Annotated in this window: 15 protein-coding genes; 2 read left to right on the forward strand and 13 right to left on the reverse strand. The window is 40.9% G+C overall.

What is annotated here, in order from left to right; genetic code table 11:
• Positions 1 to 78: 78 nt before the first annotated feature.
• Positions 79 to 399, forward strand: coding sequence for a hypothetical protein (locus tag QY309_09395; protein ID WKZ58082.1), 321 nt, complete (start codon positions 79 to 81; stop codon positions 397 to 399).
• Between the two features lie 3 nt (positions 400 to 402).
• Here QY309_09395 and QY309_09400 read toward each other — a convergent pair whose 3' ends face one another.
• The 13 genes from QY309_09400 to pgmB all read right to left on the reverse strand — a co-directional run bounded on the left by QY309_09400 (position 403) and on the right by pgmB (position 25,586).
• Entirely contained in the window at positions 403 to 1,377 is a 975-nt protein-coding gene (locus QY309_09400) for a PfkB family carbohydrate kinase (protein WKZ58083.1), read from the reverse strand.
• 5 nt (positions 1,378 to 1,382) lie between these two features.
• A complete protein-coding gene (locus tag QY309_09405; protein WKZ58084.1) occupies positions 1,383 to 2,297 on the reverse strand; it encodes an ROK family protein in 915 nt (304 codons plus the stop codon).
• Positions 2,298 to 2,323: 26 nt separating this feature from the next.
• Positions 2,324 to 3,904, reverse strand: a complete 1,581-nt coding sequence (treF, locus tag QY309_09410) for an alpha,alpha-trehalase TreF (protein ID WKZ58085.1) — start codon at positions 3,902 to 3,904, stop codon at positions 2,324 to 2,326.
• 72 nt (positions 3,905 to 3,976) lie between these two features.
• On the reverse strand, positions 3,977 to 5,332 hold the full coding sequence (locus tag QY309_09415) for a vanadium-dependent haloperoxidase (GenBank protein WKZ58086.1): 1,356 nt from the start codon (positions 5,330 to 5,332) through the stop codon (positions 3,977 to 3,979).
• Positions 5,333 to 5,360: 28 nt separating this feature from the next.
• Positions 5,361 to 7,391: a glycoside hydrolase family 65 protein gene (locus tag QY309_09420; protein ID WKZ58087.1), complete on the reverse strand. Its 2,031-nt coding sequence runs from the start codon at positions 7,389 to 7,391 to the stop codon at positions 5,361 to 5,363.
• A gap of 6 nt (positions 7,392 to 7,397) precedes the next feature.
• A complete protein-coding gene (locus tag QY309_09425) occupies positions 7,398 to 10,697 on the reverse strand; it encodes a VCBS repeat-containing protein (protein WKZ58088.1) in 3,300 nt (1,099 codons plus the stop codon).
• Positions 10,690 to 14,010 carry an FG-GAP-like repeat-containing protein gene (locus QY309_09430; GenBank protein ID WKZ58089.1) on the reverse strand — a complete coding sequence of 1,107 codons (3,321 nt, stop codon included), beginning with the start codon at positions 14,008 to 14,010 and terminating at the stop codon, positions 10,690 to 10,692. Before QY309_09430 ends, QY309_09425 begins: the two co-directional genes overlap by 8 nt.
• Positions 14,011 to 14,027: 17 nt before the next feature.
• Positions 14,028 to 14,639, reverse strand: coding sequence for a hypothetical protein (locus QY309_09435; GenBank protein ID WKZ58090.1), 612 nt, complete (start codon positions 14,637 to 14,639; stop codon positions 14,028 to 14,030).
• Positions 14,608 to 17,904, reverse strand: a complete 3,297-nt coding sequence (locus QY309_09440) for a VCBS repeat-containing protein (protein WKZ58091.1) — start codon at positions 17,902 to 17,904, stop codon at positions 14,608 to 14,610. Before QY309_09440 ends, QY309_09435 begins: the two co-directional genes overlap by 32 nt.
• 69 nt (positions 17,905 to 17,973) lie before the next feature.
• A complete protein-coding gene (locus QY309_09445) occupies positions 17,974 to 19,494 on the reverse strand; it encodes a RagB/SusD family nutrient uptake outer membrane protein (GenBank protein ID WKZ58092.1) in 1,521 nt (506 codons plus the stop codon).
• A gap of 20 nt (positions 19,495 to 19,514) precedes the next feature.
• The gene (locus QY309_09450) at positions 19,515 to 22,457 is read right to left on the reverse strand and encodes a SusC/RagA family TonB-linked outer membrane protein (protein ID WKZ58093.1); all 2,943 of its coding nucleotides are present in this window, start codon (positions 22,455 to 22,457) and stop codon (positions 19,515 to 19,517) included.
• Positions 22,458 to 22,659: 202 nt separating this feature from the next.
• A complete protein-coding gene (locus QY309_09455; protein ID WKZ58094.1) occupies positions 22,660 to 24,939 on the reverse strand; it encodes a glycoside hydrolase family 65 protein in 2,280 nt (759 codons plus the stop codon).
• A 5-nt stretch (positions 24,940 to 24,944) separates the two neighbouring features.
• Positions 24,945 to 25,586, reverse strand: a complete 642-nt coding sequence (gene pgmB, locus QY309_09460; GenBank protein WKZ58095.1) for a beta-phosphoglucomutase — start codon at positions 25,584 to 25,586, stop codon at positions 24,945 to 24,947.
• 207 nt (positions 25,587 to 25,793) lie between these two features.
• Between pgmB and QY309_09465 the strand changes: the two genes are divergently transcribed.
• Positions 25,794 to 26,837, forward strand: coding sequence for a LacI family DNA-binding transcriptional regulator (locus tag QY309_09465; GenBank protein WKZ58096.1), 1,044 nt, complete (start codon positions 25,794 to 25,796; stop codon positions 26,835 to 26,837).
• The last annotated feature ends 2 nt before the right edge of the window (positions 26,838 to 26,839 follow it).

Here is a 26,839-nt window from a genome sequence, read left to right on the forward strand (position 1 = left end):
GACTGATGTGGTAATCAAACATAATCCAAAAGGGCAGCCCTAAACAAGCCGCCCTTTTAAAATTTTAGTCGGACAATAATGACAGAAAATATATTTTATTCATTTGATGAAAATGCAGGAGACTTAATTATGAAGTACAAATTCAGAAATGATAGCTTATTAATAATCAACAAGGGACAGGTTCAGAACAGCTTAAAGTTTAAACGTTTGTCAAAGGATGAATTTTTCTGTGAGAATGATTCATTCAGCATGAAGTTTACAAGACTAAATATATCCACGGATACGGCCAGCATACTTAAAACCGCCAAAGGTGCACATAAGGCAACTGATCCTCACTACGAAGCTTATATTAACGATTTAAAAGAACGAAGACTAAATTGGCAAAACACTAAAAAGTAATGGCTACACCTCGTAGGTGTTGCGCATAATATCCTTCACTTCCGCCAATGGCTTAAATACATTAAACGTTTTTCCCTGTGTGCGAAGCGCACCTAATGTATTTCCATATTGAGCCGCTTTGATGTAGTTGGTTGGATCTTCTAATAAGCCATACCCCACACCTCCGGCAAATGAATCGCCACAACCGGTAGTGTCAATCACCTCCTTTACCTTTACGGCCGGAACCATTGTTTCAATCACCTTATCTTTTTCTTTATAGTATACAAGGCAACCGGTTGAGTCGGCTGTGATATATACACACTGCACACCATGATTCAGGCAATGCGTAGCAAACTTCAGTAACTCAACCCGATCGAGATGAGAAGTATCCGTATAGTCACTGGTTTCGTATTCCTTTTTAAACCAGGAAGCATGTGCTTCTTCCAGATTCATCTTCAATACATCGATATACGGTAGCCACTGATCGCGATCAATCCAGAATTTGCGTTGACGCTCGCCATTAAACAAGCAGGCTGTAGTTGGGCCGTGTGCATCAAATATGATGGTGCCCTTACTTTTGCTTTTAATGTACTTTAACGTATCTAAGGAAATTTCATAATCGCTTATTGGAACAAACACAAATACATCACTATTCAAAATATCCTTCACATCTTCAGGTAAAATCGGATCCATGAAGCCGGTTTGGCGTTCCATGCGGTTATTCATATCTAGAAACTTCAGACTGATGATATCACCCTGATCATTTTTGGAGGTTATGTACTTCATATTAATTCCCCTATATCCGGAAAAAACTTCCCGCACATTATCTACATCAACTTTTCGTACATGTGCTACCGGATAAATCTCAAGCTCCTCGCCTGCCATGATGGACAAGGCTATGACAGGGTGGGTAATGCATCCCCATTTTTGTATTAAATCACCATTGTGCGTTACAATATGATCTCGGGGAATGGGGCCTAAAACCGCTATACGCTTCATGCTTATTAATTTTCTGTAAGAAATGCAGCACCGAATACACCTGCACTGTCACCTAACATGGGTTTTACAATTGGTGTATCAAACCGGTCGTTGAATACATATTTTTTCAAGTGTTCAATACCTTTGTCATATAATGTTGGAATGTTACCAACACCTCCTCCTATTACAATAACATCCGGATCAAGAATATTGATCACTACACTCAAGGCTTTACCAAACATTTCGTGCAACCGGTTTATAGTCTGTATAGCTTTGGGATCGCGGCCTTCCTGGTACCGGTCATAAATATCCTTCAACTTCAAAACCTGTCCGCTTTGCTGGTGATAAAAACGTTCCAGAGCAGGACCAGCAATAATGTTTTCCACACATCCAATCTTTCCACAGTAGCACTGGCCGCCCGACTCATCGAGAAAATTATGTCCCCACTCGCCCGCTATTCCTTGTAAGCCGTTGATAACCTTATTATTAACCACAATACCACCGCCACACCCGGTTCCCATGATCACACCGAAAACCACCTCGGCATTTGGAAATCTTTCCTGCACAACACCAAGTCTGGTTTCAGCCAAAGCAAAGCAATTGGCATCATTGGCTGTAATCACTTTCATCTTTAGCAAGGACTCCAGGTCTTGCTTCAACGGCTTAAAATTCAACACTGTTGAATTGCTGTTTTTAAACAAGCCGGTATGCGGATCCATGGTGCCCGGGGTTCCAATGCCAATTGAGTCAGGGCGGTAGCCGACTGATTTCTCCATCATGTCGACCAGTTTGCCTATTTGATGAAGCACATGCTCATAACCAAGGTTAGCTTCCGTTGGTACACGGTCGCGAAAGATAGTCTCTTTACTGCTGGAAGAAGTCATAATCGCCCCTTCCACTTTTGTACCTCCCAAATCAATTCCCCACAGCTGCTTACGCATAATTATATTGTGAATACTAGTTCAAATTATTTCTGCAATCCAAAAAATGTCCAATCCTGATCTTTTGTCATGGCCATGTATACACCGTTTGTCCAGCCAAAGCCATCCTGATTCGGATATTCTCCACCACCGGCATACAGCGTAATATCAGACACATTGTACTTCTCCATCATCTTACCAGTGGCCTTATACACCCGCGTATTAACTGACAGCCACCGGGAGCGAACAGTATCTGCTGTTGATACCTGGGTATAATTCTTTAAGCCTCTATAAGCAATCCACTGCAAGGGAGCCCAACCATTGGGTGCATCCCATTGCTGTTTGCTTTCATTCAATGTTGTACGCAACCCGCCCGGGCCAAGAAATTCAGACTGAAGTTTTTGCTCCACGGCAATTGCCTGTTCCTGATCAGCCACGAAAAAATACAACGGAAAACTTCCGGCCAATGTTGGAATGATTGATTGGGTTTGTGTAGGAAAATGATAATCAAAGAAATAACCTGCCTCATCATTCCACATATATTTCAAGATGGCGGCTTTTCGTCTTTCAGCAAGCTTTGCGTACAAGTTAACTTTTTCGACATCACCCTTCAACGCATAGGCACGCTGCAACATAAATTCATGGTAGTACAACAAGCAGTTCAAATCGACCGGAATCAGTTCAGTGGTGCGGATACTCTCCAATCCTTGTCCAGGCTCAAACCATCGGGCACTGAAATCCCAACCTGATTCGCACGCAGCACGCAGGTTTCTGTACAGATCCTCTGCATCACGACCGGATTGTTGTTGCAGGTGTACATCTTCTTTAAACGCTTCTGGCCGGGGACGCGGATCGTTGTCCCAGTATCGGTTAAGCACAACTTCATCATCAAGCTTAACAACACGTAAGGATGCATCACCAGCATTTTTCAACTCGTTTTTTCCCTTCATCCAGAAATCGTATTCACGTTGAAGTGCAGGTAGGTAGTTGAGTAACTTCTCATCGTTTCCATCCACGGCCACACCTACAATCAAGGAAAAGTACGGAGGTTGTGAACGGCTCAGATAGTACTGTCGGTTTCCATTGGGAATAAAACCGATTGAATCGATGAGATAGGCAAAGTTATTGGCCATGGCTTCAACCATGTCCGTTCTACCGGAAGCTTTTAACCCAAGAATGGTGAAGTAACTATCCCAATAATAAATTTCAGAAAATCGGCCGCCCGGCACAATGTAGGATTGTGGGAGCGTGATCAATGAAGATCCAGGTTTATTGTCATCAGGCTGGCGGGTAAGCACTGGCCAAAGTGCCATGATGTGTTCTTCAACCGAACGTGAAGTATCCGCCTGAAAGTTGGTTGTTGGCGAAACGGGGGTATCAAAATGTTCCAGTACAAAGGCTTTCAGATCAAAGTCTGGTTCATTTCTTTCAACAGCATACTCATCTTGAATTTCAGACAGCGGTTTTCTGGGAACACAATCCACAAAGGTTTTAGAATCAGGGAAAACAGCCGCCAACTGCACATCCCGAAACAAATCGGAAGCATAAAAATCCTGAACTACAGCCTCTTTCTTCTGGCAAGAAATTACCAGTAGAAGAAGGATAACATAAACTGGAGAACGCTTCATAAGCTGATCGGATAATCAGCTTAAAATATCAAATAAAGATTGGAATTACCAGCGATTTATGCTGAATCCTTTTTAAGGCTTGTCCTTCCAGGCGAGTTGATCCTTACGCGTACGAACATGGGTTAAAACCCAATCGCCAACCTGATGCCCCTGCTTCACACCTTCATCAATGGCTGGCCGGTAATGGATGCCACCATATAACCGGCTGATTGCAGCTTCGTCTGATGCTTGTTTAAAGGAGGAGAACGTTCTGGCTGGTAGCCCAAACTCCAACTCGGTAGAATCAACAAAATGAAAATTATCACCAAACAAAGCAGTCAATACATCCGCTGCCGAAGTTGAAATTACGCTATGGCCGCTGGTGTGCTCCGGGAATGGTGGGGTTTGTAATAAGGGCAACCAATCTTCATCGATATACTGATTGATAAACGTTTCAGGACGAACCAATTTACTTCGGTACTTTTCATCCCAGCATACTATAAAGCCATCGGCTAACGCAATGGAAACCATAGCATATGCCTCTGCTGTTTCAAAAAAATCCCGGTTGGCTAGCTTACAACTTAAATTGGTGATGTTGATCCAATGGCCGCCAGGTGAAATCTTCTTGGTGGCAAACATAACATGACCACGCACATTCATTTTAAATGGATTGCAATCCCAGAAGTTGGCGATCTCCTCATATTCAGCATTGGTGCTCTTTACTGCTTCGTAAACTTCGAGTGCCTCCTTGTAAAACTGACTATTAACATCGGTGCTGAATGGCGTGGGGGGCTCTGGTACAAACTGGCTCGCAGAATCAATAACAAACGTTCTGATTTTATTCCAACTCGGCTCAATACCATCCATGTAAGCCGGTGGTGTTGGCTTCCATTTTCCCGGATCGTTCAAGGGAACCGTATACTTTTCAAATGTCCGTGTTTGTTTATAATTATCCTTTCCAGACCATTCCAATATATGGTTAGCTACTGCTGAGCCATAGGCTATGGAATTCTCATACATGACCTTTGGCATTCCTGACTTCTTAAATTCTTCCAACGTTTGATCATGAAAAGCCTGCATATCTGCTTCAGAAAAAATCAGTGCCTTTCCAACAATCGCCAACGCATGCACAGATGCTAATTCAAAACAATACTGCTTTGCTGAATCGGGTTTGGGTAGCTCTTCAAGACCGTGTAGCTGTCCGGCCAGGCTAACAAAATTTGGATTGCCCGGCACAGCTGCTTCATAAGCTGCAATACTTGAATACACATAAATACGACTGGCCACAGGCGGAGAAAAGATATCATGCACGATGATGTCTGTAATCTTCTTCATCGTTCGATGCAGATGGCCGGGATCAACCTCTCCCGGATCAAACGCCACATCATCCTTCTTTCCACAGGAGAGTACTATACCAACAATGCTGATGAATACGATGAACCTTTTCATAACTGCTCAAAAAATCAAACAAAGATAATCATTTCACCACGTAGTTCTGACGATTTACTCCTACACCTCTAATCTCCAATGAACGCCACGATGACGGCAATTTGGTTTTTATCTGGGTAACACCCTGATCGGAAATATTCAAACCGCCAAATCCGAACACAATGGCCTGCAACATCCCTCCAGCTCCGGTGGCAAAGTATGGATTAGTGCCACCGGCCGTTTCAGCCAGCACGCCAAAAGGCGGAACTTCATTGGATTTGTATGATCTAACAAATAACTCATGTGCCTTTTGTGGATTTCCCAAACGGGCATAAAGCGTGGCCAAAACTGAATTGCCCATAGCAGGCCCATCGGGCGCCATACGAGGTTCGTAATACTTCAGGTCTTTTTCAATTTGGTCTTTCGTAGTAATTACATCCAGCGGAAACGCCAGCAAGTTCACATCCGCTTGCTTAATCATAACCCCATCATAGGTGGCATTCTCCCTGGTTACACCATCGGGGAACTTGAGTATCGGAATGTTATTGGCCACGTGCATCCAATCCGGATCGGGCTTAATGCCCAACAAGGTTGCTGCCTGGGTGGCGTATTTCAAAACCGTTATGGCCATGCCGTTGGTAAACGCATTGTTGTCGATATTCTCTTGCCATTCATTCGCACCGATTACGTTATTGATTTCATATTGTCCTGGACCTTTGCGCTCTATCCGGCTAGCCCAAAAGTCAGCCACTTCTTTTAATACAGGGTAGGCACGTTCAGCAAGGAAAGTTTTATCTTTTGTTACCTGGTAATACTTCCAAAAAGCCCAACCGATGCAACCAGTAATATGATGTTGAAATGGACCGGTAAGTGCCCATACTGGAGTGTCCTCTGTACCATCAGCCGATGATTCCCATGGGAACATGGCGCCTTTGTAACCGTGAGAAAAAGCATTTTGCTTAGCCGCCTCAAGGCGTTCAAATCGATATTCCAATAGCGAACGCGCAATCTCGGGTTGCATCACCAGCAAGGGTGGATACATCCACAATTCTGTATCCCAAAACACATGACCGTTATAGCCCAATCCGCTTAACCCCATAGGTGAAAGCGAGTAGGCTGTGCCCTCACGCGAAAATGCATAAAGATGATACAGCGCAAACCGAACATCACGTTGCGCTTGTTCGTCACCATCAATTACAATATCACTCTTCCATAACTTTTCCCATTCCGCTTCATGTCGCGTAAGCAAACGTTCCGTGCCTTCCAGCATGGCGTATACACTTAACCGTTCAGCTTCGTTATGCGGATCGGCATAATGTGCGGTTGAAACAGCCGAAGAAACGATACTAAAGGTGTAGATCTCTCCTGCTTTCATATTCCTGTGGAATTTGGCCAGGTGCATGTTGTAATCCCAATCTTCATGAATTAATTGTGGCTCCTGACCATGTGGTTCTGAAAAAATAAAGCTGTTACTGGCTGCTACCGTATGCTTGCCCGATGGACTTTTTGCCACTGAGGTTAGTAAGGGAATCTTAACATGCGGCCTGTCAATTTCACTAAAATAGTTTCTCACGTCCGCCAGGTGATCGGGTGCCTCGATCACGCTCATTGGGGTGATTTTAACATCCTTCTTCGCGGAAATCGTAACGATACTTAACGAGGTATAGGGTAAATGACGAAGTGCCATTAACGTGTGTCGTACTGAAACCTTATCGCCCACATCAAAGGTAGTTATCAAGGCTGCCTTTTTCATGTCGAGGGTCTGTTGATAGTTGCTTATAGTACGTCCGTTGATCCGTTGTCCATCCACATCCAAATTCATGTTAACATGATTGAAAGACTTTAGAATATTAGAAACACGACCGCGTTGATAGTTATCATACACACCATTCAACACCACATCTTTCACGCGCAACGGTTCTGGCGAAGACACTATACCGACCATGCCGTTGGCTACGGTAACGCCATAGTAGTTAGAGGGGTTGATGTTGGTAGCCGATACATGCCAGGCATTAGATTGTGAAAATAATGGAGAGACTACCCAGAATGTAAGTATGATTGCAAGAACAAGCTTTTGCATGGAGTATTATTTAAATATTAAAATTGAATTATTATTTCTACCTACAATAATTCCTTCCTTATTATCTGCCAATCTTATCCTACTTATCCTTCTAACCTCCCCAGGTACATAGAAACCTGATTGCGAAATTGGAAATGCTTTGAACCCCAACTCCCCATCACCCAATAATGTTAGACCATGTCCGGCATCAAATCTTCCAATATCTGGATGAACTGCATACAAATTACCCCCGATAAGAATATCCAAATCACCATCTTTATCAATATCAAAATCGCAAAAAGAAAATATTGGAAAAGATTGCGCTTGAATAGGCAAGGAGGCAATAACTGCTCGTTGATCTCCAAATGATAGCATTACGGATTCAAATAATTCCGCTTTTTTGTGAATTACAATCGGGTTGTCGGCCTCCAATATATCCTCTATTCTTACATTCTTAAAGTCAGAATATTTAATAAATTTCTTCTTTAAAGAAGGAACTTGCTTAATCAAATTATCACGAGAGATAAAAGGATAGCGTTCTTCATCATTGTAGTATGTAAGTACAGGATCAAGACTTCCATTACCATCAATATCTGCCACAAATAATTCAACAGGTTTGTCAACAGAGGCTTTAAGTCTTGAATTTAAGCCAGCATTCCCTACCAAAAATTCAAAACTCCCATCTTTGTTCAAATCGCGCTTAAAAATTGTATTCCACCAACCCTGGGAATTAGCAAGGCCGAATTTTTCGGTCATATCCTCAAATTTTCCCGCTTTGGTTTGTTGGAGGATAGTAATTGGCATCCATTCCCCAACAATGATTAAATCAACTAATCCATCGGCATTTACATCATGCCAGCAGGCATCAGTAATCATTCCCAATTTCGATTTCGGCAATGCAACTTGGGATACATCTATAAACTTTCCCCTTCCATCATTCCTTAGAAGATAGCTCCTTGGAGACACCCCATATTTACCCGCCTCAATTCTTCCTCCTATGAATAAATCCACATTACCATCTTTGTCAAAATCATAGGCTTCAATACAAGATCCGTGAATATATATCTCTGGAAACGCATCAGGATCCAATCGGAAGGAACCTGATCCATCATTCAGATATAGCCTGGGCTTTAGGTATTCTGTATCTTCTAACCACTCCTGACCTCCACTTACAACAAGTATATCTAATCCTCCATCATTATTTACATCAACAAAGTGTGCATCAACATCTTCGGCTGTTGCTGATGGAGCAAAGAGACTTTCATGCACAGAGTTAAACCTACCCGATTCCGTTTGGATATATAATTTACTGGCCTGACCTGATGCTCCGCAAATAAACACATCATCTAATCCATCACCCGTTACATCACCTACAGCAAGTCCAGGGCCTTGTGTTGTTGCAGCACTGGGCAACAACCGTTCACGTTCAAAGGCAACAAATGGGTTCTCCCGGTGAGTAAAATCCAGTACTGAATCTTGCTTCAGAAATACCTTTTGTTTCTTTAACCCATAATTCCAACCAGGGGATGCATTACTTTCATGTAGTGTCAACGATTGATTTGTGGTGACGTTGAAGAGTTTTTGATAATTTCCTCCCGGCCAAACTACAATCAAAGAATCAATAATTGAAGCAGAGCCTAACCCCAAATGGAGTTTGGGTTCAACAGAAGATTGCCAACCTCTCGATGACTGAAGTTCACGAATAATTTTCTTCCCTCCCACATAAGCCATGACTTTTGCCCCGATTCCGTGTCGATTTGCTTCATTCCCATCAAATTTTACGTGTATATAATTCTGCGAAACGATGTCGTTTCTTAGCAATGTAGCCACATCATTAACATTGTTGATGATTAGATCCAAATCTCCATCATTATCTAAATCCGCATAAGCAGCTCCAGTTGAGAAAGAATCATCAGCTCCAATCCATTTAGATGTTACGTTCTCAAAACTGTCACCTAAATCATTTCTAAAAAAATAATTTGAAACCTTACCAGAAGGCATTTCACTTATTAGCTGTGCATCGCTAAAATTTAACTGAACTGAGTCTAATGAAATGTAATTGATGTAGTCCAAATCATTAGGTCTTTTCACTATGCCATTTGCTACAAATAAGTCAAGATAACCATCACTATCAAAATCTGCAAAAAGGGGCGACCAACTCCAGTCTGTTGCTTCTACTCCCATCAAAGGCGCTATATCACTAAATACTAATTGACCGTTATGCTGAAGCCCTTGATTAAGTTGCAAGGTATTTCTCGAAACCTGGTAGCCATATCCAAAATTAAGCTTGAATTGTACTATCTCATACGGATCCTCTCCTGCAGACGATTTCAGTACGGCCTCATCACGAGGCAACATGTCGAGTGTAATGATATCAAACCAGCCATCCAAATTAACATCTCCGATATCAAGTCCCATAGAAAACCTGCTGGTATGTGGAAGACTGATATCAGTATCCAATCTGAATGTACCATTGCAATTATTTATATATAAATAATCATTTTCATGAAAATCGTTGGCGACATATATATCGGCATATCCATCATTATTCAAATCTGAAATACCAACACCTAGCCCGTAACCGATTTGGCTAGTTAAAATACCCGCTTGCTTACTAGCTTCAGTAAATCCTATTTTCCCGGTTGGGATTAAATTGTTCAAATAGAATCTATCCCCCGCCTTAGTATCATGTTGAAACCTCAAGGAAGATTTACCATATGAGCGACTTGTATGCACAGAATGATTTAAGAGGTATAAATCAAGGTCACCATCATTGTCTGCATCAAAAAAAACCGCATGGGTTGAAAATCCTTGAAAAGAAAGTCCATACTGTTCAGTCTGATCACTAAACGTAAGATCACCGTTATTGATAAGTAGTTGATTCTGCCCAGTAAATCCTTTATATCCGCCCACCGCACAAAGATAAATATCCAACAATCCATCGCCATTCACATCAACCATTGTCACACCGGTTGACCAATTCCCTATCCCTTTTACCCCAGCTTTATCTGTAATATCCTCAAATCGGAAACCTCCACGATTTAGATATAACTTATTGCTGCTTTGATTTGATGTGAAATAAATATCTGGTAATCCATCATTGTTAATATCACCAACCGCAACCCCTCCGCCATTATAAAAGTATAAATACTCTATAACATTAAAATCATCGGTTTCAATAAGTTGATTTGAAAAACTAACTCCAGAATACGATGGTGAAATCTTAGTAAAAGCTGCGGGCAATGAACTTTCCTTAAATTTACACGAAACAAGTACTTCGGATAATATTACCGCCAGAAAAAATATCGGAATACTTTTCTTACTCATTCCCATCAATGCGATATAACAATGAAGGTTCGTTGTTTCTAATGACCAATAGATAAGCGTTACCACCTATATCAATGTCTACGAAATCACGTGCCTCTCCATCAAACTTAACCCCTGACTGCTCACTTTTTATAGCAGTGAATCCACCTTTGCCGTCACCTCTCAGATAAAGTCCATAGCTAGCATCGTATCGACCCACTTCTGGCTTTGCCCGGTGCAGATTACCACCCAGTAAAAGATCTGGGAATCCGTCTTTATCGAAGTCAGAAACATGTATTGCATATACCGGAGAATACTGCGCCTCAATTGGTAGACTTCTCCAAATAAATTTACCACTTCCATCATTCATAAAAACACCTGATTGTAATAAATTCACTCGAAGTACAATCGATTCAGCAAGTGTTGGAGCATCAAATATGCTTTCGATTTTCTGATCTTTGAAGTTCTCATATTTTAAATATTTCTTTTTTAGAGAAGGGATTTGACTTGTTAGGTCGTGACGTAAAACGATTGGGTAATCCTTATCTTCATAATACATACAGATTATTTGCTCCATTGTACCATTCTTATCAAAATCATTAACATACATGGTGATGGGTTTAGATGGAGATGCTTTGAACCTGGAATTCAACCCATGATTTCCAACAACAAAATCAACATACCCATCTCCGTTAAGATCGGCAGCAGCTACTCTGTTCCACCAGCCTGAATAATCTGAGAGTCCAAATGACTCTGTTCTATTAATGAATTTACCCGATTCATTTAAAAATATTGACATCGGCATATACTCCCCAACCAAAACAAGATCATCATCTCCATCAAGATCAACATCAGCCCATGTTGCATCTGTTATCATTCCAATATTTTTCAAATCTGGAGCTATTCGCTCGGTAACTTCCTCAAAAAAGCCCAAGCCATTATTTTGAAGCAAATAGCCACTTACCGGAACTCCATATTTAAATGGCGTGCATCGAATACCCACAAATAGATCTAAATGACCATCTCCATTAAAATCCGTTACCTTTACAACTGACGAACTTTCAAATTGCTTTGTCGGCAGTAGCTGACTAGATCGGCTAAAGTTACCTTTACCGTCATTAAAATAAAGACGATCAGATAAAGCTGATGAACTCGTAGAAAATTCATTCCCACCACTGCAAACGTATAAATCCAAGTCCCCATCTGCATCAGCATCAAAGAGTACATTACCTTGATCTTCCGATAACCTATCTTCTACAAAGACACGCTGTTCTATTTCCTTAAATACTCCATTATTCACTTGAATAAAAATCTTACCAGGAATATCCCTGGCCCCACCTATAAACAAATCAACAAGACCATCTCCATTAATATCTCCCTTCGACACGCGTGGCCCTTCATTACTTAACATATGAAACAACAACTTATCGCGATCAAAATCCACAAAATCATTCTCAGTATGTTTAAGCTCCAATCCCGGAATAGTGGCAGACTTGAACAACGGATCATTATAGCTTACGGCTTTAGAAGATGTATCTATCTTACTTTCACGAATATTTAATGTCAGAAGCTGATCCGTTGGCACTTCAAATAATTCTGTTATTGTACCGTAAGGCCACTGTACCACAATACGTTCAACTGTATCAATGGCACCTAAGCCTATAACAGGACGAGGATCTACAGAAGATTGGAAGCCTCTATTAGGCATTTGTTCAATGTAAAACAAATGCTCTTTGTGGCTTACAATAATTGAAGCTCCGAAAGCAGCTCGGTTTAATGAGTCACCTACCAATTCAAATTGAAGACTGCGGTTATTAGGGAGAATCTCCTTTGCATGGTTACGAAATAATGAGGCTGTTTCATTAACATTATTTATAACCAGATCCAAGTCACCATCATTGTCAAGATCACCATAAGCCGATCCATTTGAAAATCCTGGACTATCCAGCCCCCAAGATTTGGTAATATTCGTAAACTGAATATTACCATTATTTTGAAAAGCAAAATTAGAAATGGGGTTTGAAGGGATAAGTTCCACTAACTTTTGATAATCCACTCCATTTTCACTTACAATTGAACGAATAACCTCTTCATTTGAAATGTATTGCAGGTAATCTTGATTCGTTAGATCCTGATATATTCCATTAGCAACAAAAATATCTTTGAGTCCATCGTTGTCCATATCAAAAATCAGCGCTCCCCAACTCCAATCAGTTGCTTCCACACCAGCCAATCTCCCCAACTCGCTAAATGTATTATTGCCATTATTTACCTGCAGCGTATTTCGTGTAAACTGGTGATGGTAGCCATTTTTTACACCATATTGATATCGGTCCCAGTTATCAAATGTGGTCACAGTTTTTAATCTCCCATAATCAAAAGGCAACATATCTGTTACAAAAATATCTGACCAACCATCATTATTTATATCTGCCAGATCAGCGCCCATTGAAGCTGCGCTAACTGAATTGATTTCCTCAGTCAAGCATTCTTTGAAAGTACCATCCGTATTGTTGATATAGAGATAGTCCCGTTCAAAAAAATCATTGGAGACATATATATCGGGCCATCCATCCTTATTTATGTCACCAACTGTTACTCCTAAGCCAAAACCAATTATACTACCGAATATTCCTGCTTCCTCGCTAACGTCAATAAACTTCCCATTTTCATTCATCAAAAGCTTGTCGCCTCCCAACGAATCACGTTTCGGCCGTTCATTCTTTTGAAGGTTGAAACTTCCAATAGCTTGATAGGAGTTATTCAGTATATACAAATCCAGATCGCCATCCCGATCGTAGTCAAAAAATACGGCATGGGTTGTATACCCCCTATCATCAACGCCCCATTCCTTTGCACGATCGGTAAAGGTCAAGTCACCGTTATTAATAAACAATTCATTTTCTTTATCATCGCCTTCAACATCTCCGGAATTGCACACGTATATATCAAGCCAGCCATCACCATTAACATCAACCATACTGACACCAGTCGACCACGCCTTATTTCCCGCCATGCCTGCTTGTTCGGTAATATCTTCAAATTGAAAATCACCCTTATTCAGATAAAGCTTATTTGAGCCCTGATTAGAAGTAAAATAAATATCAAGCAAACCATCGTTGTTAACATCTCCCAATGCCACACCTCCTCCATTGTAAAAATTCCGATATGTGTAGATATTAAACTGATGATCAAAGGTTAATACATTTTTAAATGTAACTCCCGAAATTTCTGGTGATACAGATTCGAATAGAGTATTTTTTTGTTGACCTGCAAATCTTTCACAGTCAGTATGAAAAAGAAGCAGAAGAATACTAATAACTACACGAGCCAAATATAAAAAGCCAGACCTCATTTATCATCAAATTTTTCCTTCGTAACTGAATGCATAAATTTCGGATGTAGGATATCCTGAACCAGTACCCGTACCGTTTGGGCATCTTTAATCAAGATGATGATTCTTCTATTTCCATCCACCTTAACCGGAAACTCCACATCATCGCTATTAGCCATGACGAAATCATTGCCCTTATACCACATAAGGAGTAGTTGCCTTACCTTTATTTCTAAAGAATCCGACTGAAGTTTTGTGTTCCAAGGTGCCCATCCCAAATAACTAAATTCCATATCCATATTTGATATTTTATCCTGTTCATCAAAGCCAGGATAGAATAAGAGTCTCATATCAGTTGGTTCATCATGTACCAGTGAATCTTTCCAGACATATTGTACAGAGGCATTGTCCGGACCTTGGGAAACCAATTGCTTTTTATTCAAATCAAAGCATCGACCATAAAACTCATTTCTGGTATTTCCGAAGCTTAATCCGAGTAATATTGAATCCTGGCGAACTCCCTTAGCCAACTCTTCTTTCACCAACTTTGTATAATCAGATTGGTAACATCCCCCAATCATGAATATCACCAATACACTACCGATTAACTTTATAAATTTCCAACTCATCATCATACTTTGAAAATAGAATATATGTACCCTCTTTGCTGGTGTAAACCTCAATATCGCGTATTTGTCCCTCAACACCCAAGCTAAACCCATCATCCAGGTGAAATTTGCCACGATCTAATCTACCTTTAAAAAACCACCCTTGAGAAGCATCATACCTGCCAAACTGAGGCTTTACGAAATATTGATTTCCTCCTGCCAATAAATCCATAATGCCATCACCGTCTATATCGGCCACTTTTAAACTATAAATAGGGGAATATTGAGCCTCGGCAGGCAGTTTAACAACCTCGTATCCTAATTCATTTGATAGCAGCATAACCGAAGCGAGCATATTTACCTCATAATAGTTAGCCCGATCTAGCAAAGATCGACTAAACAAATCATCCATTGACATCTGAGCATAGTCTTTGTAATACAATAGTTTCTTCTTCAAACCCGGCATTTGGGCCGTCAAATCATCCTTATCGGCAAAGGGATAATATTTGCCATTTACCATGGTACAAAAAATTTGCTCAACAGCACCGTTTCCATCAAAATCATGAACATACATTTTATCTGTTTCTTTAAAGAATGAGTTGTAACCATGATTACCAGCAACAAAATCAGGGCGACCATCTCCATTCAGATCGGCTGAAGTAATACATTGCCACCAGCCCTGGGTTGAATTAAGGTTGTATTTATCTGTAACATCGATAAAACTACCTTGGGTATTCCTTATAAGTCTAATAGGCTCCCAATCGCCTACCAAAACTAAATCCATCCATCCATCATTGTCAAAATCGGTTGCAAGGGCATCGGTTAACATACCTAATGAATAGAAAGATTCCGCATAGCTTTTTGTAACATCACTAAATTTTCCTTGTCCATCATTTTCAAATAAAAGCGCACCTCCACCTATTCCATAATTAAACGGATGAGAACGCGCGCCAATAACCAAATCAAGATCTCCATCCTGATCAAAATCTATAGGCACCACAACACTGGTGGATATATTTTCACTGAATGGCAACGGATGAGGGGAGTCATAAAAATTTCCTTTACCCTGATTAATCAATAATTTGTCCATGTAATTGCTTGAGCTTTTGGAATAAAACCTGCCTCCCGAAGTCAGATATAAATCGAGATCACCATCACCATCAACGTCAAATAACACACTTCTTGTCTCTTCAAACGTCTTGTACTTATCCGCATCCTGGACAGCTTTAAACTCAAACTTTCCTTCTTTATAATGGATAAATCCCCCGCTTTGATCTTTACCTCCACCGATGTACATTTCATCAATTCCATCACCATTTATATCTCCACGCGCAATAAATGGCATTTCATTGCTGTACATCATCGGGAGCAATCTGTCACGATTAAAATCATTCATCCCATTTCCTTTATGTCGGAATAAATTATTTGATTCAGCTCTCAAGAAAACATTCCCACTGAATATTGTGCTTATCCCTGAAATGATACCCTCCTCCCCCTGTAGATTCTTGTCACTATTTTTTTTCACTTCAAGTCGTTGATTTACCGGAACATTATATAAAACAGTTCGACTCATATCAGGCCATCTTACAAGTAGAGAATCAATAGTAGCAACATTACCCAAACCAATAAATACAATTGGCTGGACAGAGCTTTGAAAGCCTCTAGCCATAAAATTATCACCTACGAACGCTTTGTTTTCTGAATACACCCTAACCTCTGCACCTATGGCAGAACGATTTAACCCGTCCATTTGAGGTACAACTGTTAGGTAGTTTCCTCTATGGGTATTATTCCTGAATATTCGGGAAGGTTCATTAATATTATTAACGACCAAATCAAGGTCGCCATCATTATCAAAATCACCATATGCACTACCACTTGAAAACATAAGAGCACCTAGCCCCCACTCTGTTGATTTATTTTCGAATTTAAGGAACCCTTGATTGTTAAAAGCATAGTTTGAAACGGCACCAGCAGGCATTCTGCTAATGAGTGTATGAATAACATCTTGATCACTGGCCATTATTTTTCGTATATTATCATCATTACCAACATAAGTTAAGTAATCACGATCAAGCAAGTCTTTAGATATGCCATTTGCAACATAAATATCACGCAAACCATCGTTATTCATATCAAAAATCAAAGCTCCCCAACTCCATTCAGTTGCAGCAACACCTGCGTATCTGCCCACTTCAACGTATTTCCCATTGTTTAAACGTCTTTGAAGTACATTTCTTGGTAACTGGTAATGATAACCTGAGTGTATATTCAATAGGAATTTGTCCCAACTTTCAAATACAGTTTTAGTCTTCCTTCTACTCAACGAATCAGGAAGCATTTCGGTAACAAACAATTCAGCGAAACCGTCATTGTTTAGGTCAGCGAAATCAGCACCCATTGAACCCATACTAATCGATTCAAAAAAATCAGGTAAAGACTCTACAAAGCCACCCTTTTTATTATTCAGATATAAATAATCCCGCTCAAAAAAATCATTTGATATGTAGATGTCCGTCCAACCATCAGCATTAAAATCGCCCAATGTAATGCCCAAACCAAATCCAATATCACTATTGTAAATTCCAACTTCTGATGTACGATCCTTAAATCGTCCTTCTTCATTAACAAAGAATTTATTCCCAGCACCTTGACTATCCGGGATTTTCCTTCGGTCCTTTATGAGATCATAGTTACCAACAGGTTTTATAGAATTAGTCAGCAAGTAGCAATCCAGATCACCGTCACGATCATAGTCGAAAAAAGCGGCATGCACAGAGAGTCCGACAACATCTAAACCATACTCTTTTGATTTCTCTGTAAAGGTAAGATTACCATTATTAATAAAAAGTTCATTATGCCGTACAGGAGCATCAGGACTTCCTGACTTACACACATAAATATCTAAAAAGCCGTCAGCATTTATATCAACAAAAGTTACCCCAGTGGCCCATGAACCCGAACACGAAACGCCAGCAATTTCCGTAACATCTTCAAAGAGAAATCCGCCCTTATTCAGAAATAGTTTATTATCAACCTGGTTTCCAGCAAAGTAAATATCAGCCAAACCATCATTATTAATATCCCCTACTGCAACTCCTGCACCATTATAAAAATTTCTGTATGTGTATGGATTGAGTTCCTCAGTGAATTGCAAGGAGTTGTTAAAATTGATTCCAGATCGATTAGTAAAATCTACAAAAAGTGGATCCTTGAGATTATCCGGCTCCTTACAGGATGCTATCATCAATGCAAGTAGTAATACCTGGAACCAGAAATTTTTCATGGCATAAAAATAGCGTCTAACAAAGTTAGACGCTATTGAAATCAATCAAATACTAAAAAAGTTATCGAATCAATACCCTGGATTCTGCGTTAGCGTACCCGCTGAGGCATTTATTTGTTCTATCGGTATTGGGAACACATTCAAGTTTGGATTTGCATGTGAAGCTTTTTCCCACCAAGCGTTACCCCAAGCTCCAAATCTGATTAAGTCAGTTCTACGCAAAGATTCAATGAATAACTCACGGCCACGCTCCGCTAACAATTCACCTTCAGTGAGCGCTCCAAGCGGGGTTGCGTCTGCCCGATCTCTAAGTTGATTAACTAGACCCAAAGCAGTTGCATCACCAAAGCCGTTCTTTCTGGCTAAAGCTTCAGCTTTATTAAGCAATACTTCACCGTAACGCAAAAGCGGGAAATCATTGTCCATTTCAGGACTCTGTCCAATTTTAAATCTAAACTTACCAAGCCTTGCACCAGCCTGACGGGAGCCATTTGGAGCTAATTCATTTATTTCAGGTGTATAGTTTATTTCCGCCCCATCTTGATCAGCCTGATCAAAAGCCAAGTCTAGAATTGGGTTACCGTTAACATCAGTTTGAGGTCCAACAATAAAGTTATTTTCTTTACGCTCATCACCATCCTGATATGAATTGTAAAAATCCTCAAGAGTTGAGTAACCATTCCATGGTTGTTGTTGCAATCTAAAGGTAAGTTGGCTAGGGTAATGAAGGGTCATCTGAGCGATGTTCATTCCTGTCCCAGTGGCTTCATCAAACGGTGCAATGAAAATGTGCTCTATATTATCAACATTATCAGGTGCAAAAACTGCAGCATAGCTCGGAGACAATTCATAAACCCCGGAATTAATAACCTCATCTGCTGCCGCGATGGCTTCATCGTACATGGCCACACCTGTATAAACCTCTGCATTAAGATAGAGACGTGACAAGAGTGCATAAGCAGCTCCTTGACTAGCTCGTGAATACTCGCCCCTTCCTTCCGGAAGATCCGGGATAGCCGCAAGTAATTCCGACTCAATAAAATCAAATACGTCTTCACGATCGGACTGAGGCACATCAACGCCAGGCGTTGTTACAATTTTAACCCGCCCAAAAAGATCCATCAACCTCCAGTAGAAATAAGCTCTCAAGAAACGCAATTGTGCCCGGTTTCCATCAGAAATTTCCGGATCAGTCAAGAGGTCATTACATTGAAAAATTCCGCCATAAGTATCTACCCAAGCACCATTTATTCCGCCCACCGTAGGTGAAAAATTATGTCGATGCATATTCAGCCAAATACCGCCATCGAACCAATCGCCACCTTTCTGTGTAATAACCACCTCATCGGTAGATACTTCAGTTACTGAAAAATAACTTCCATGGTTCGCTGTTCCATTCAATACACGGGTAAATGCAGCAGATAATCCATCATTTGGAGCAGGTTTGTTTACATTATTCCGTATACCTACTCCCTGATTCGCTGGATCAAACTCCTTTGTGTAATCACCTAAAATCTCTTCGTCCAAATCACAAGATATGGCGGTAAAGAGCAGGGTCGAAAAAAGTGTATATCTGATTAAGTTTTTCATATCACTCTACTTTTTAACAATTAAAATCCAATATTAACACCGAACGTAAATGTGCGGGCAGTGAAATAGCTGTTCCGTCTATCAATACCAGGTGATAGTACATCCGGAGTGGTTGATTCAAAAGCACCATTATCTACCGAACCAAAGTCCTGCAATACAGGTTCTGGATCAATACCCGTGTACTTGGTAATCACAAAAGCATTCTGAACGTTAGCGTAAACCCTAAAGCTTCGAACTAATTTTGACGAGGTATTGAAGTTATAACCAACCGTCAAGTTATCTAACTTGAAGAAATCGGCCTTTTCAACATAAAGTGAACTAAACTGTGCAGAGGTTAAACCATCCACTGCCTTATCTGTCTTAATTCGGTTATATGAATTGATCGCTCCTAGGTCAATAGGCTCATAAAAGGCCCTAAAATTATTGACTAAACTATGACCAAAAGCACCACGGAAAAAAGCATTAATATCCCAGTTCTTTATGGTAATCTGGTTTGTCCAGCCAAGCTCAAGTGCCGGTATACCACTGCCGAGATTTTTAAAATCACCATTAGGTAAGAGTGCAGAACCCTGATCGGCAATTACTTGACCATCGCCATTTAAATCAGCAAATATCGGTGTACCATTGCCTTCGTTTACACCATCAAATACAGGACCCCATATTTGACCAATTTCCTCACCAACGGCAACGCGGATCATATTGGTACCGTTTTGACCTGGGGCACCCAAGTTAGCTCGCGTTTGTTGGTCAATAATAAAGGATTCAAGCGTAGTCTTATACGAGCTTAGTACAACTCCAGGTGTCCATTTAATTTGACCAAAATCAATCGATCCATAGGTTAAGCTTAACTCCACACCAGTTGTTTTTAATTCTCCAGCATTTTCGAATCTTCTTCCAGAAGGATATAGGGCAACATCAACATCTCGCTCCAAAATAAAGTCGCTAATCTTTCTTGTGTACACATCCAGCGCACCAGAAAGTTTCCCCCCAATTCCAAAGTCAATTCCAAAATTCAATTCAGCCTTTTGTTCCCACTTTAAATCAAGGTTAGCATCACGAACTTTCGAAACACTGCCACCGCCTTGAAAGTTGTAGGTATAAAGATCCTGCGCAAGTCCTGACTCATTAGGCAATGAACCAGTAATACCATAACCCACGCGTACTTTTAAGGCATCAAAATTATTTAAACTTAAATATCGATTAACATCAACACCAACACCAACAGCAGGGAAAATTCCAAACCGATTATTTTCACCAAGCTTAGTAGAACCTTCCCTTCTTACCGATCCGTTGATGAAAATTGCATTATCAAATGTGAGGTTGAATCGAGCAAATGTAGCAATGATTCTATTTTTTGGCGAAACACTACTGCTAATATTAACCAAACTAGCAAGACCTGAAATTCTATCACCTGAAGTTTCGAGAGCCCTGTATCCCAATTCATCACTTGGAAAATTACCCAATTCAATAAAAATATCTTCAAATTGATCTTGCTGATATGAGTATCCTGCTGAAACATCAAGATTTACTTTGTTGAATGTGTTCGAGTAGGTACCGTAAGCTTCAAACAACGTAAAACTTCTGTCAGACGTGTACCTACGGGCCAATCCACCACGATTCAAACCTCTGAACAAAGAATTTCTTGAGTAATATTCTCCATTAAGGTTGTTCTCATACTGCTGACCATAATTTGCCGTAAGGGTAATCTGATCGGTAATGCCGTAATCAATTTTAGCATTGTAATTCAAATTCTTGCGCTTGCCCTCATTAATATTCTGCTCAATAATGGCAACCGGGTTAAAGTTGTCGAATAAAATAGCCTGATAAAACTCTCCATTATCAAAGCGAACTGGAGCAGTTGGGTTAAATAAAACCGCGTAGCGAAGGGCCTCATTAAATGAGAAGTCGCTATTTCTATTGGTGAGCGACATATTCAGGTCAACCTGAAGTTTATTATCGAGTGTTTTGTGATTCAGATTTGCGCGTGTGTTAACCTGGTCAAACCCTGAACGTTCCAAAATACCTTGAACCTGACGAAAGTTAGTGGACATGCGGAAGGTTGTCTGCTGGGTTCCGCCTGAGATTGCAATATTATGGACATTAGTAATACCTGTTCTTGTTACTTCGTCCTGCCAATCAGTTACCGATCCAAGATCATTTCCTCCCGCATCTACATACTCACTGGCTGACATAACTGGCTGATTCCTCAAAACCGTTGCTGCCGATACGTATCCATTATAGCTAACACCAACACCTCCTCTGCTTGAGCCTCGCTTGGTTGTTACAAGAATAACACCACTGGATCCACGACTTCCATAGATAGCAGCTGCAGAACCATCCTTAAGAACACTTACTGATTCAATATCATTTGGATCAACGTTATCAAGAGAAGCTCCAATTACACCATCAATAACAACGAGGGGTTGAGTGTTTGCTCCAACTGTTGAAATACCACGCAACCGAATTGTAGCTGCTGAGTTCGGGTTACCTCCACGATTGTAGATACTTAGACCTGGAACCTTGCCCTGCAGCAATTGGGTTGCATCGTTAATATTACCTTGGTTAAATTCTTTTGTAGTCAAAGAAACAACGGAACTCGTGATCTCCTTTTTATCTTGAGATCCGTAACCTGTAACCACAATTTCTGACAATGCCGTTACATCTGAGTTCAGTGCAACATTAATTGTCGTTTGATTTCCAACCTGCACTTCCTGCGTGGCGAAACCCACAAACGTAAAGACAAGCGTAGCATCAGACCCAACTGAAATAGAATAGTTGCCGTCAGCATCAGAAGTGGTTCCATTACTGGTTCCCTTCTCCAGAATATTCACGCCAGGAATTGCACTGCCATCATCGGATGCCGTGACCTTGCCCGTAACGGTTCGCTGCGCGAATGATGTGAAAGCGCCAAGCATTAAAAGAACTAGCAGGCACCCTCGTGTTAACAGATAGAGTTTTCTCATAATTAAGAAGTGTTAAGGTTAAGTGTTAAACAGGTTATTAGTATGTTATACTTCTATTAAATATAGGGCTTTTGTTTCCGAAATTGAAAGAAAATAGCCTCAAAAAGCAGTCAATTTTCTTCGGAAACGACTTCGCAAACGTTTGCGGCTTATAATAAATGTGCAACTCAAGGCGCAACAGTTGCACAAAGCATGATCTTGTTTAACGCAATGACGCTAATGAGCCGTTGATATGAATCGTCAGCGGATCACCAGCTTCAAGAAAAGCGCATTGAGAATCTTTACGGACTTCAACTCTTACTACACTATTTCTGAACTTCACTTTAAATGTATACGACTCCCATCTTGATGGAATGAAGGGGTTCAATTGAAGTTGGCCCTTAACCACGCGCATGCCACCAAACCCTTTGATTACACTCAACCAAGTACCTGCCATACTGGTAATGTGACAACCATCTTCGGTGTCGTTATTGTAATCATCTAGATCAAGACGGGCAGTACGCAGGTACATCTCGTACGCTTTTTCTTCGTATCCAAGTTTGGCGGCTAGTATGGAATGCACACAAGGCGATAAAGACGATTCGTGCACGGTCATGGGTTCGTAAAAATCAAAATTGCGCTTGATGGTTTCATTATCGAAACGCTCTTCAAAAAAATACAAGCCCTGCAATACATCTGCCTGCTTGATAAAGCATGAACGTAAAATTCTATCCCACGACCATTTTTGATTCAATGGTCGATCTTCTTTTTTCAATTGACTAACGCTCATCAGTTCCTTATCCAGGAAACCATCTTGCTGAAGAAAGACGCCTCTCTTTGCATCTTCAGGAAAATACATCTGGTTGATAATAGCTTCCCATTGAGTAAGTTCTTCATCTTTAAAGTTTAGCCTGGTCATAATTTCCTTATATGCCTTGCTGTCTCTCGACTTAGCATAGGCAAGCGATTCTTTAGTATACGACAGCGTCCATGTAGCGATGTAATTTGTGTACCAGTTGTTATTCACATTATTCTCATACTCATTCGGGCCGGTGACGCCAAGCATTACATACTTCTTTTTGTCTTCCGACCAATTAACACGTTGAGCCCAGAACCTGGAAATACCAATCAACACTTCCAGTCCGTACTCAATCAAGTAACCCTCATCACCGGTATACCGGATATAATCGTAGATCGCATAGGCAATCGCCCCGTTCCGATGTATTTCTTCAAAGGTAATTTCCCACTCGTTATGGCATTCCTCCCCATTCATGGTAACCATAGGATAGAGTGCTGCGCCATCTTTAAAACCTAACTTCTGTGCATTCTCGATAGCCTTCTGCAAATGCTTATACCGATACACTAAAAGATTTCGCGCCACTTTCTGTTCTGATGTGCCTAAATAAAAAGGCAGGCAATAGGCTTCCGTATCCCAGTAGGTACTGCCTCCATATTTCTCTCCGGTAAAACCTTTTGGGCCAATGTTTAAGCGTTGATCTTCACCTGTATAGGTTTGGGTAAGTTGAAAAATATTAAACCGTATTCCTTGCTGGGCGGCAACATCCCCTTCAATGGTAATGTCGCATTCATTCCACTTATGTTCCCATACGGCCTCATGCTCAGCAAGAAGTTTTTCGAAACCCGTTTGCTGCAAGTCACCCAAAATGTATTGACAATGCGATACCAGTTTTTCCTTTGGATGATTTTCAGAAGATAGGATAGCTGCATACTTGTATACCACCAACTCTTTTCCTTCGTTCAGATCGACCTGAATGACATTGCCCGCAAATTTTTCACGTAACTCTGTATTGATTCTTCCTTTAACTTCTTTTCCCTCCTCTTGAATGTAATAACGCATGCCGGAGCACACATGAAAGAAGGTCTTCTTCGTTTCAGCTGTTACTATGCACTCACCCTTCTCCGCATGTTTGTAAACCTCAGTCCAGAATTTTTCATCGTAGTTAGAGTCAGTATTCTTGACATCTGCGTCTATATACAAAGACAAAGTGGCTTTCGATGAGAAGTTCAACGGGGTAATGGCATATCGGATAGCACCCACCTCTCCCCTGGCCATGCTGCAAAAACGTTTCGCGTCAATTTTCAATCGCTTACCATCAGCAAGGGTGGCTATGAACGCCCGTGATAGTAAACCTGTCTTCATATCCAGAATGCGTTTGAATTCTTCCACCTTACAAGTGGCCAGATCCAGTTTTTGATTCCCAATCGTAACGTGCACGCTAATCCAAGCAGGTGCATTCAACACTTTGGCAAAGTATTCAGGATAACCATTCTTCCACCACCCTACCCGGGTTTTATCAGGATAATAAACGCCTGCCACATAACTTCCCTGTAACGTTTCACCACTATAGGCCTCTTCAAAATTGGCACGTTGCCCCATCCGTCCGTTACCGATACTGAAAACGCTTTCAGCAATTTTGTTATAGTGCGGATTGAATCCTTCTTCAATAATGTGCCACGGATGATGTTTGAAATAATCCTTCATGGTGATCAGAGGTTATTTAATAGTTGATAGTTCAGTTGACCAATCCGATTTACAACCAGATTAGCCTTATGCAATTGTTCCTTCTTTCCTATTCCCACACATTTCATTCCCGCACGAATGGCAGCTTCAACTCCAGCTTCAGCATCTTCCACTACTACACATTCATTCGGATTTACCTGAAGCATACCTGCCGCCTTTAAAAAAATCTCTGGATCAGGTTTAGAGCGGGCAATCATATTACCATCTACAATCGCCTCAAAATAATTACCGATCTCCAATTTCTTTAAAACGGTTTGCGCATTTTTGCTACTGGAAGCTAAGGCAACCTTAACACCATGAGCTTTAAGCTCAGCGAACAGTTCCGTTGCTCCATCAAAAATTTCTTCCTTCTTCATAGCCTCGATAAACTCCACAAACCACCCATTTTTACGTGTAGCTAAAGCCTCCTTTTCAAGGTCGCTGCGCTGTAAACGACCCAACTCCAAAATGATATTAAGCGACTCCATTCTACCTACTCCTTTTAAGCGCTCGTTAAGCTCGCTGGTTAGCTCTACATTTAACTCCTTCGCCAATTTTTGCCACGCCAAAAAATGGTATCGGGCAGTATCTACAATCACTCCGTCTAAATCAAAAATACATGCAACCACAGGCTTGCAACTTTAGTAATCAGAAATAAATTTTGCCTTAAACTTAGCTTTAGTTTTTAAATGTTTTAGGTTTAACGATTGTAATTACGCGTATCAGAAAGAATTATAGTTACCGCAACAGGCAGGATTGTTATGCAAACGATTGCAAAAAATTATTGTAACTTGTCCCCCTGAGTGAGTCACGAATTTTTGGAGTTAGATTAGTTTATGAAATACAACCAGGTAACAATTAAAGACATTGCGAGAGAGCTAGGCATTTCTCCTTCCACAGTTTCACGCGCCTTGAAAGACCACCCGGATATTAGCCCGGATACGAAAAAAGCCGTGAACGAACTGGCCGAAAAATTAAATTACCAACCCAACATTGTAGCCCTTAGCCTCCGACAAAGCAAAACCAACACGATTGGTGTTATCATACCCGAGATTGTTCATTTCTTTTTCTCTACCGTTATCAGCGGCATAGAAGATGTAGCCTACAGTGCCGGTTATAATGTTATCCTGGCCCAATCCAACGAATCGCAAACCCGTGAGATTTCCGATATCAAAGCGCTGTTCAACAGCCGCGTAGATGGCATGCTCATGTCCGTATCGCGTGAGACTACAAACTTTGATCACATTGAATCCATGCTGGCCAAGGGTGTTCCGATTGTATTCTTTGATCGGGTATATGATACCGGCCAGGCGAGTAAAATTATTGTAGACGATTTTACTGGAGCCAAAGAAGCTACGCTTCACCTGATTGATCAGGGATGTAAACGCATTGCACACATTGAAGGGCCGCCAAACCTGGAGATTAGCAAGCAACGTTTGGAAGGCTACAAAGAAGCATTGAAAGAACACAACATGCCTTTCAACAAAGAATTGGTAGCCATATGTCCTTCAGGTACTATTGAAGAAGGGAAAAAGGCAACGGAAAAATTACTAAGCTTGAAAAATCCTCCTGATGCCATCTTTGCCACCAACGATCCGGCTGCCATGGGCGCCATGCAGGCCATTAAAGCTAAAGGTTTGAAAATGCCAGATGATGTTGCCCTTGTTGGTTTCAGCAACTGGTTCTTTAGCTCGCTGATGGATCCACCGCTTTCTTCGGTTGACCAACCAGGTTTCGAAATGGGTCAGGAAGCCGCTAAACTTCTTATCCGCCAGATCGAAAAGCAGGAGAAAGATGATGAGGACATCACACCGGAAACGAAGATTTTAAAAACACGCCTGATCATTCGGGAGTCATCGCAAAAGAAAGCTAAAAAGTAAGT

The sequence above is a fragment of the Cyclobacteriaceae bacterium genome (assembly GCA_030584025.1).
Taxonomy (GTDB): Bacteria; Bacteroidota; Bacteroidia; order Cytophagales; family Cyclobacteriaceae; genus UBA2336.

Coding starts and splice junctions, on each gene's coding strand:
- QY309_09395 (WKZ58082.1), top strand. CDS start 79: ATGACAGAAAATATATTTTATTCATTTGATGAAAATGCAGGAGACTTA.
- QY309_09400 (WKZ58083.1), bottom strand. CDS start 1,377: ATGAAGCGTATAGCGGTTTTAGGCCCCATTCCCCGAGATCATATTGTA.
- QY309_09405 (WKZ58084.1), bottom strand. CDS start 2,297: ATGCGTAAGCAGCTGTGGGGAATTGATTTGGGAGGTACAAAAGTGGAA.
- treF (WKZ58085.1), bottom strand. CDS start 3,904: ATGAAGCGTTCTCCAGTTTATGTTATCCTTCTTCTACTGGTAATTTCT.
- QY309_09415 (WKZ58086.1), bottom strand. CDS start 5,332: ATGAAAAGGTTCATCGTATTCATCAGCATTGTTGGTATAGTACTCTCC.
- QY309_09420 (WKZ58087.1), bottom strand. CDS start 7,391: ATGCAAAAGCTTGTTCTTGCAATCATACTTACATTCTGGGTAGTCTCT.
- QY309_09425 (WKZ58088.1), bottom strand. CDS start 10,697: ATGAGTAAGAAAAGTATTCCGATATTTTTTCTGGCGGTAATATTATCC.
- QY309_09435 (WKZ58090.1), bottom strand. CDS start 14,639: ATGAGTTGGAAATTTATAAAGTTAATCGGTAGTGTATTGGTGATATTC.
- QY309_09440 (WKZ58091.1), bottom strand. CDS start 17,904: ATGAAAAATTTCTGGTTCCAGGTATTACTACTTGCATTGATGATAGCA.
- QY309_09445 (WKZ58092.1), bottom strand. CDS start 19,494: ATGAAAAACTTAATCAGATATACACTTTTTTCGACCCTGCTCTTTACC.
- QY309_09450 (WKZ58093.1), bottom strand. CDS start 22,457: ATGAGAAAACTCTATCTGTTAACACGAGGGTGCCTGCTAGTTCTTTTA.
- QY309_09455 (WKZ58094.1), bottom strand. CDS start 24,939: ATGAAGGATTATTTCAAACATCATCCGTGGCACATTATTGAAGAAGGA.
- QY309_09465 (WKZ58096.1), top strand. CDS start 25,794: ATGAAATACAACCAGGTAACAATTAAAGACATTGCGAGAGAGCTAGGC.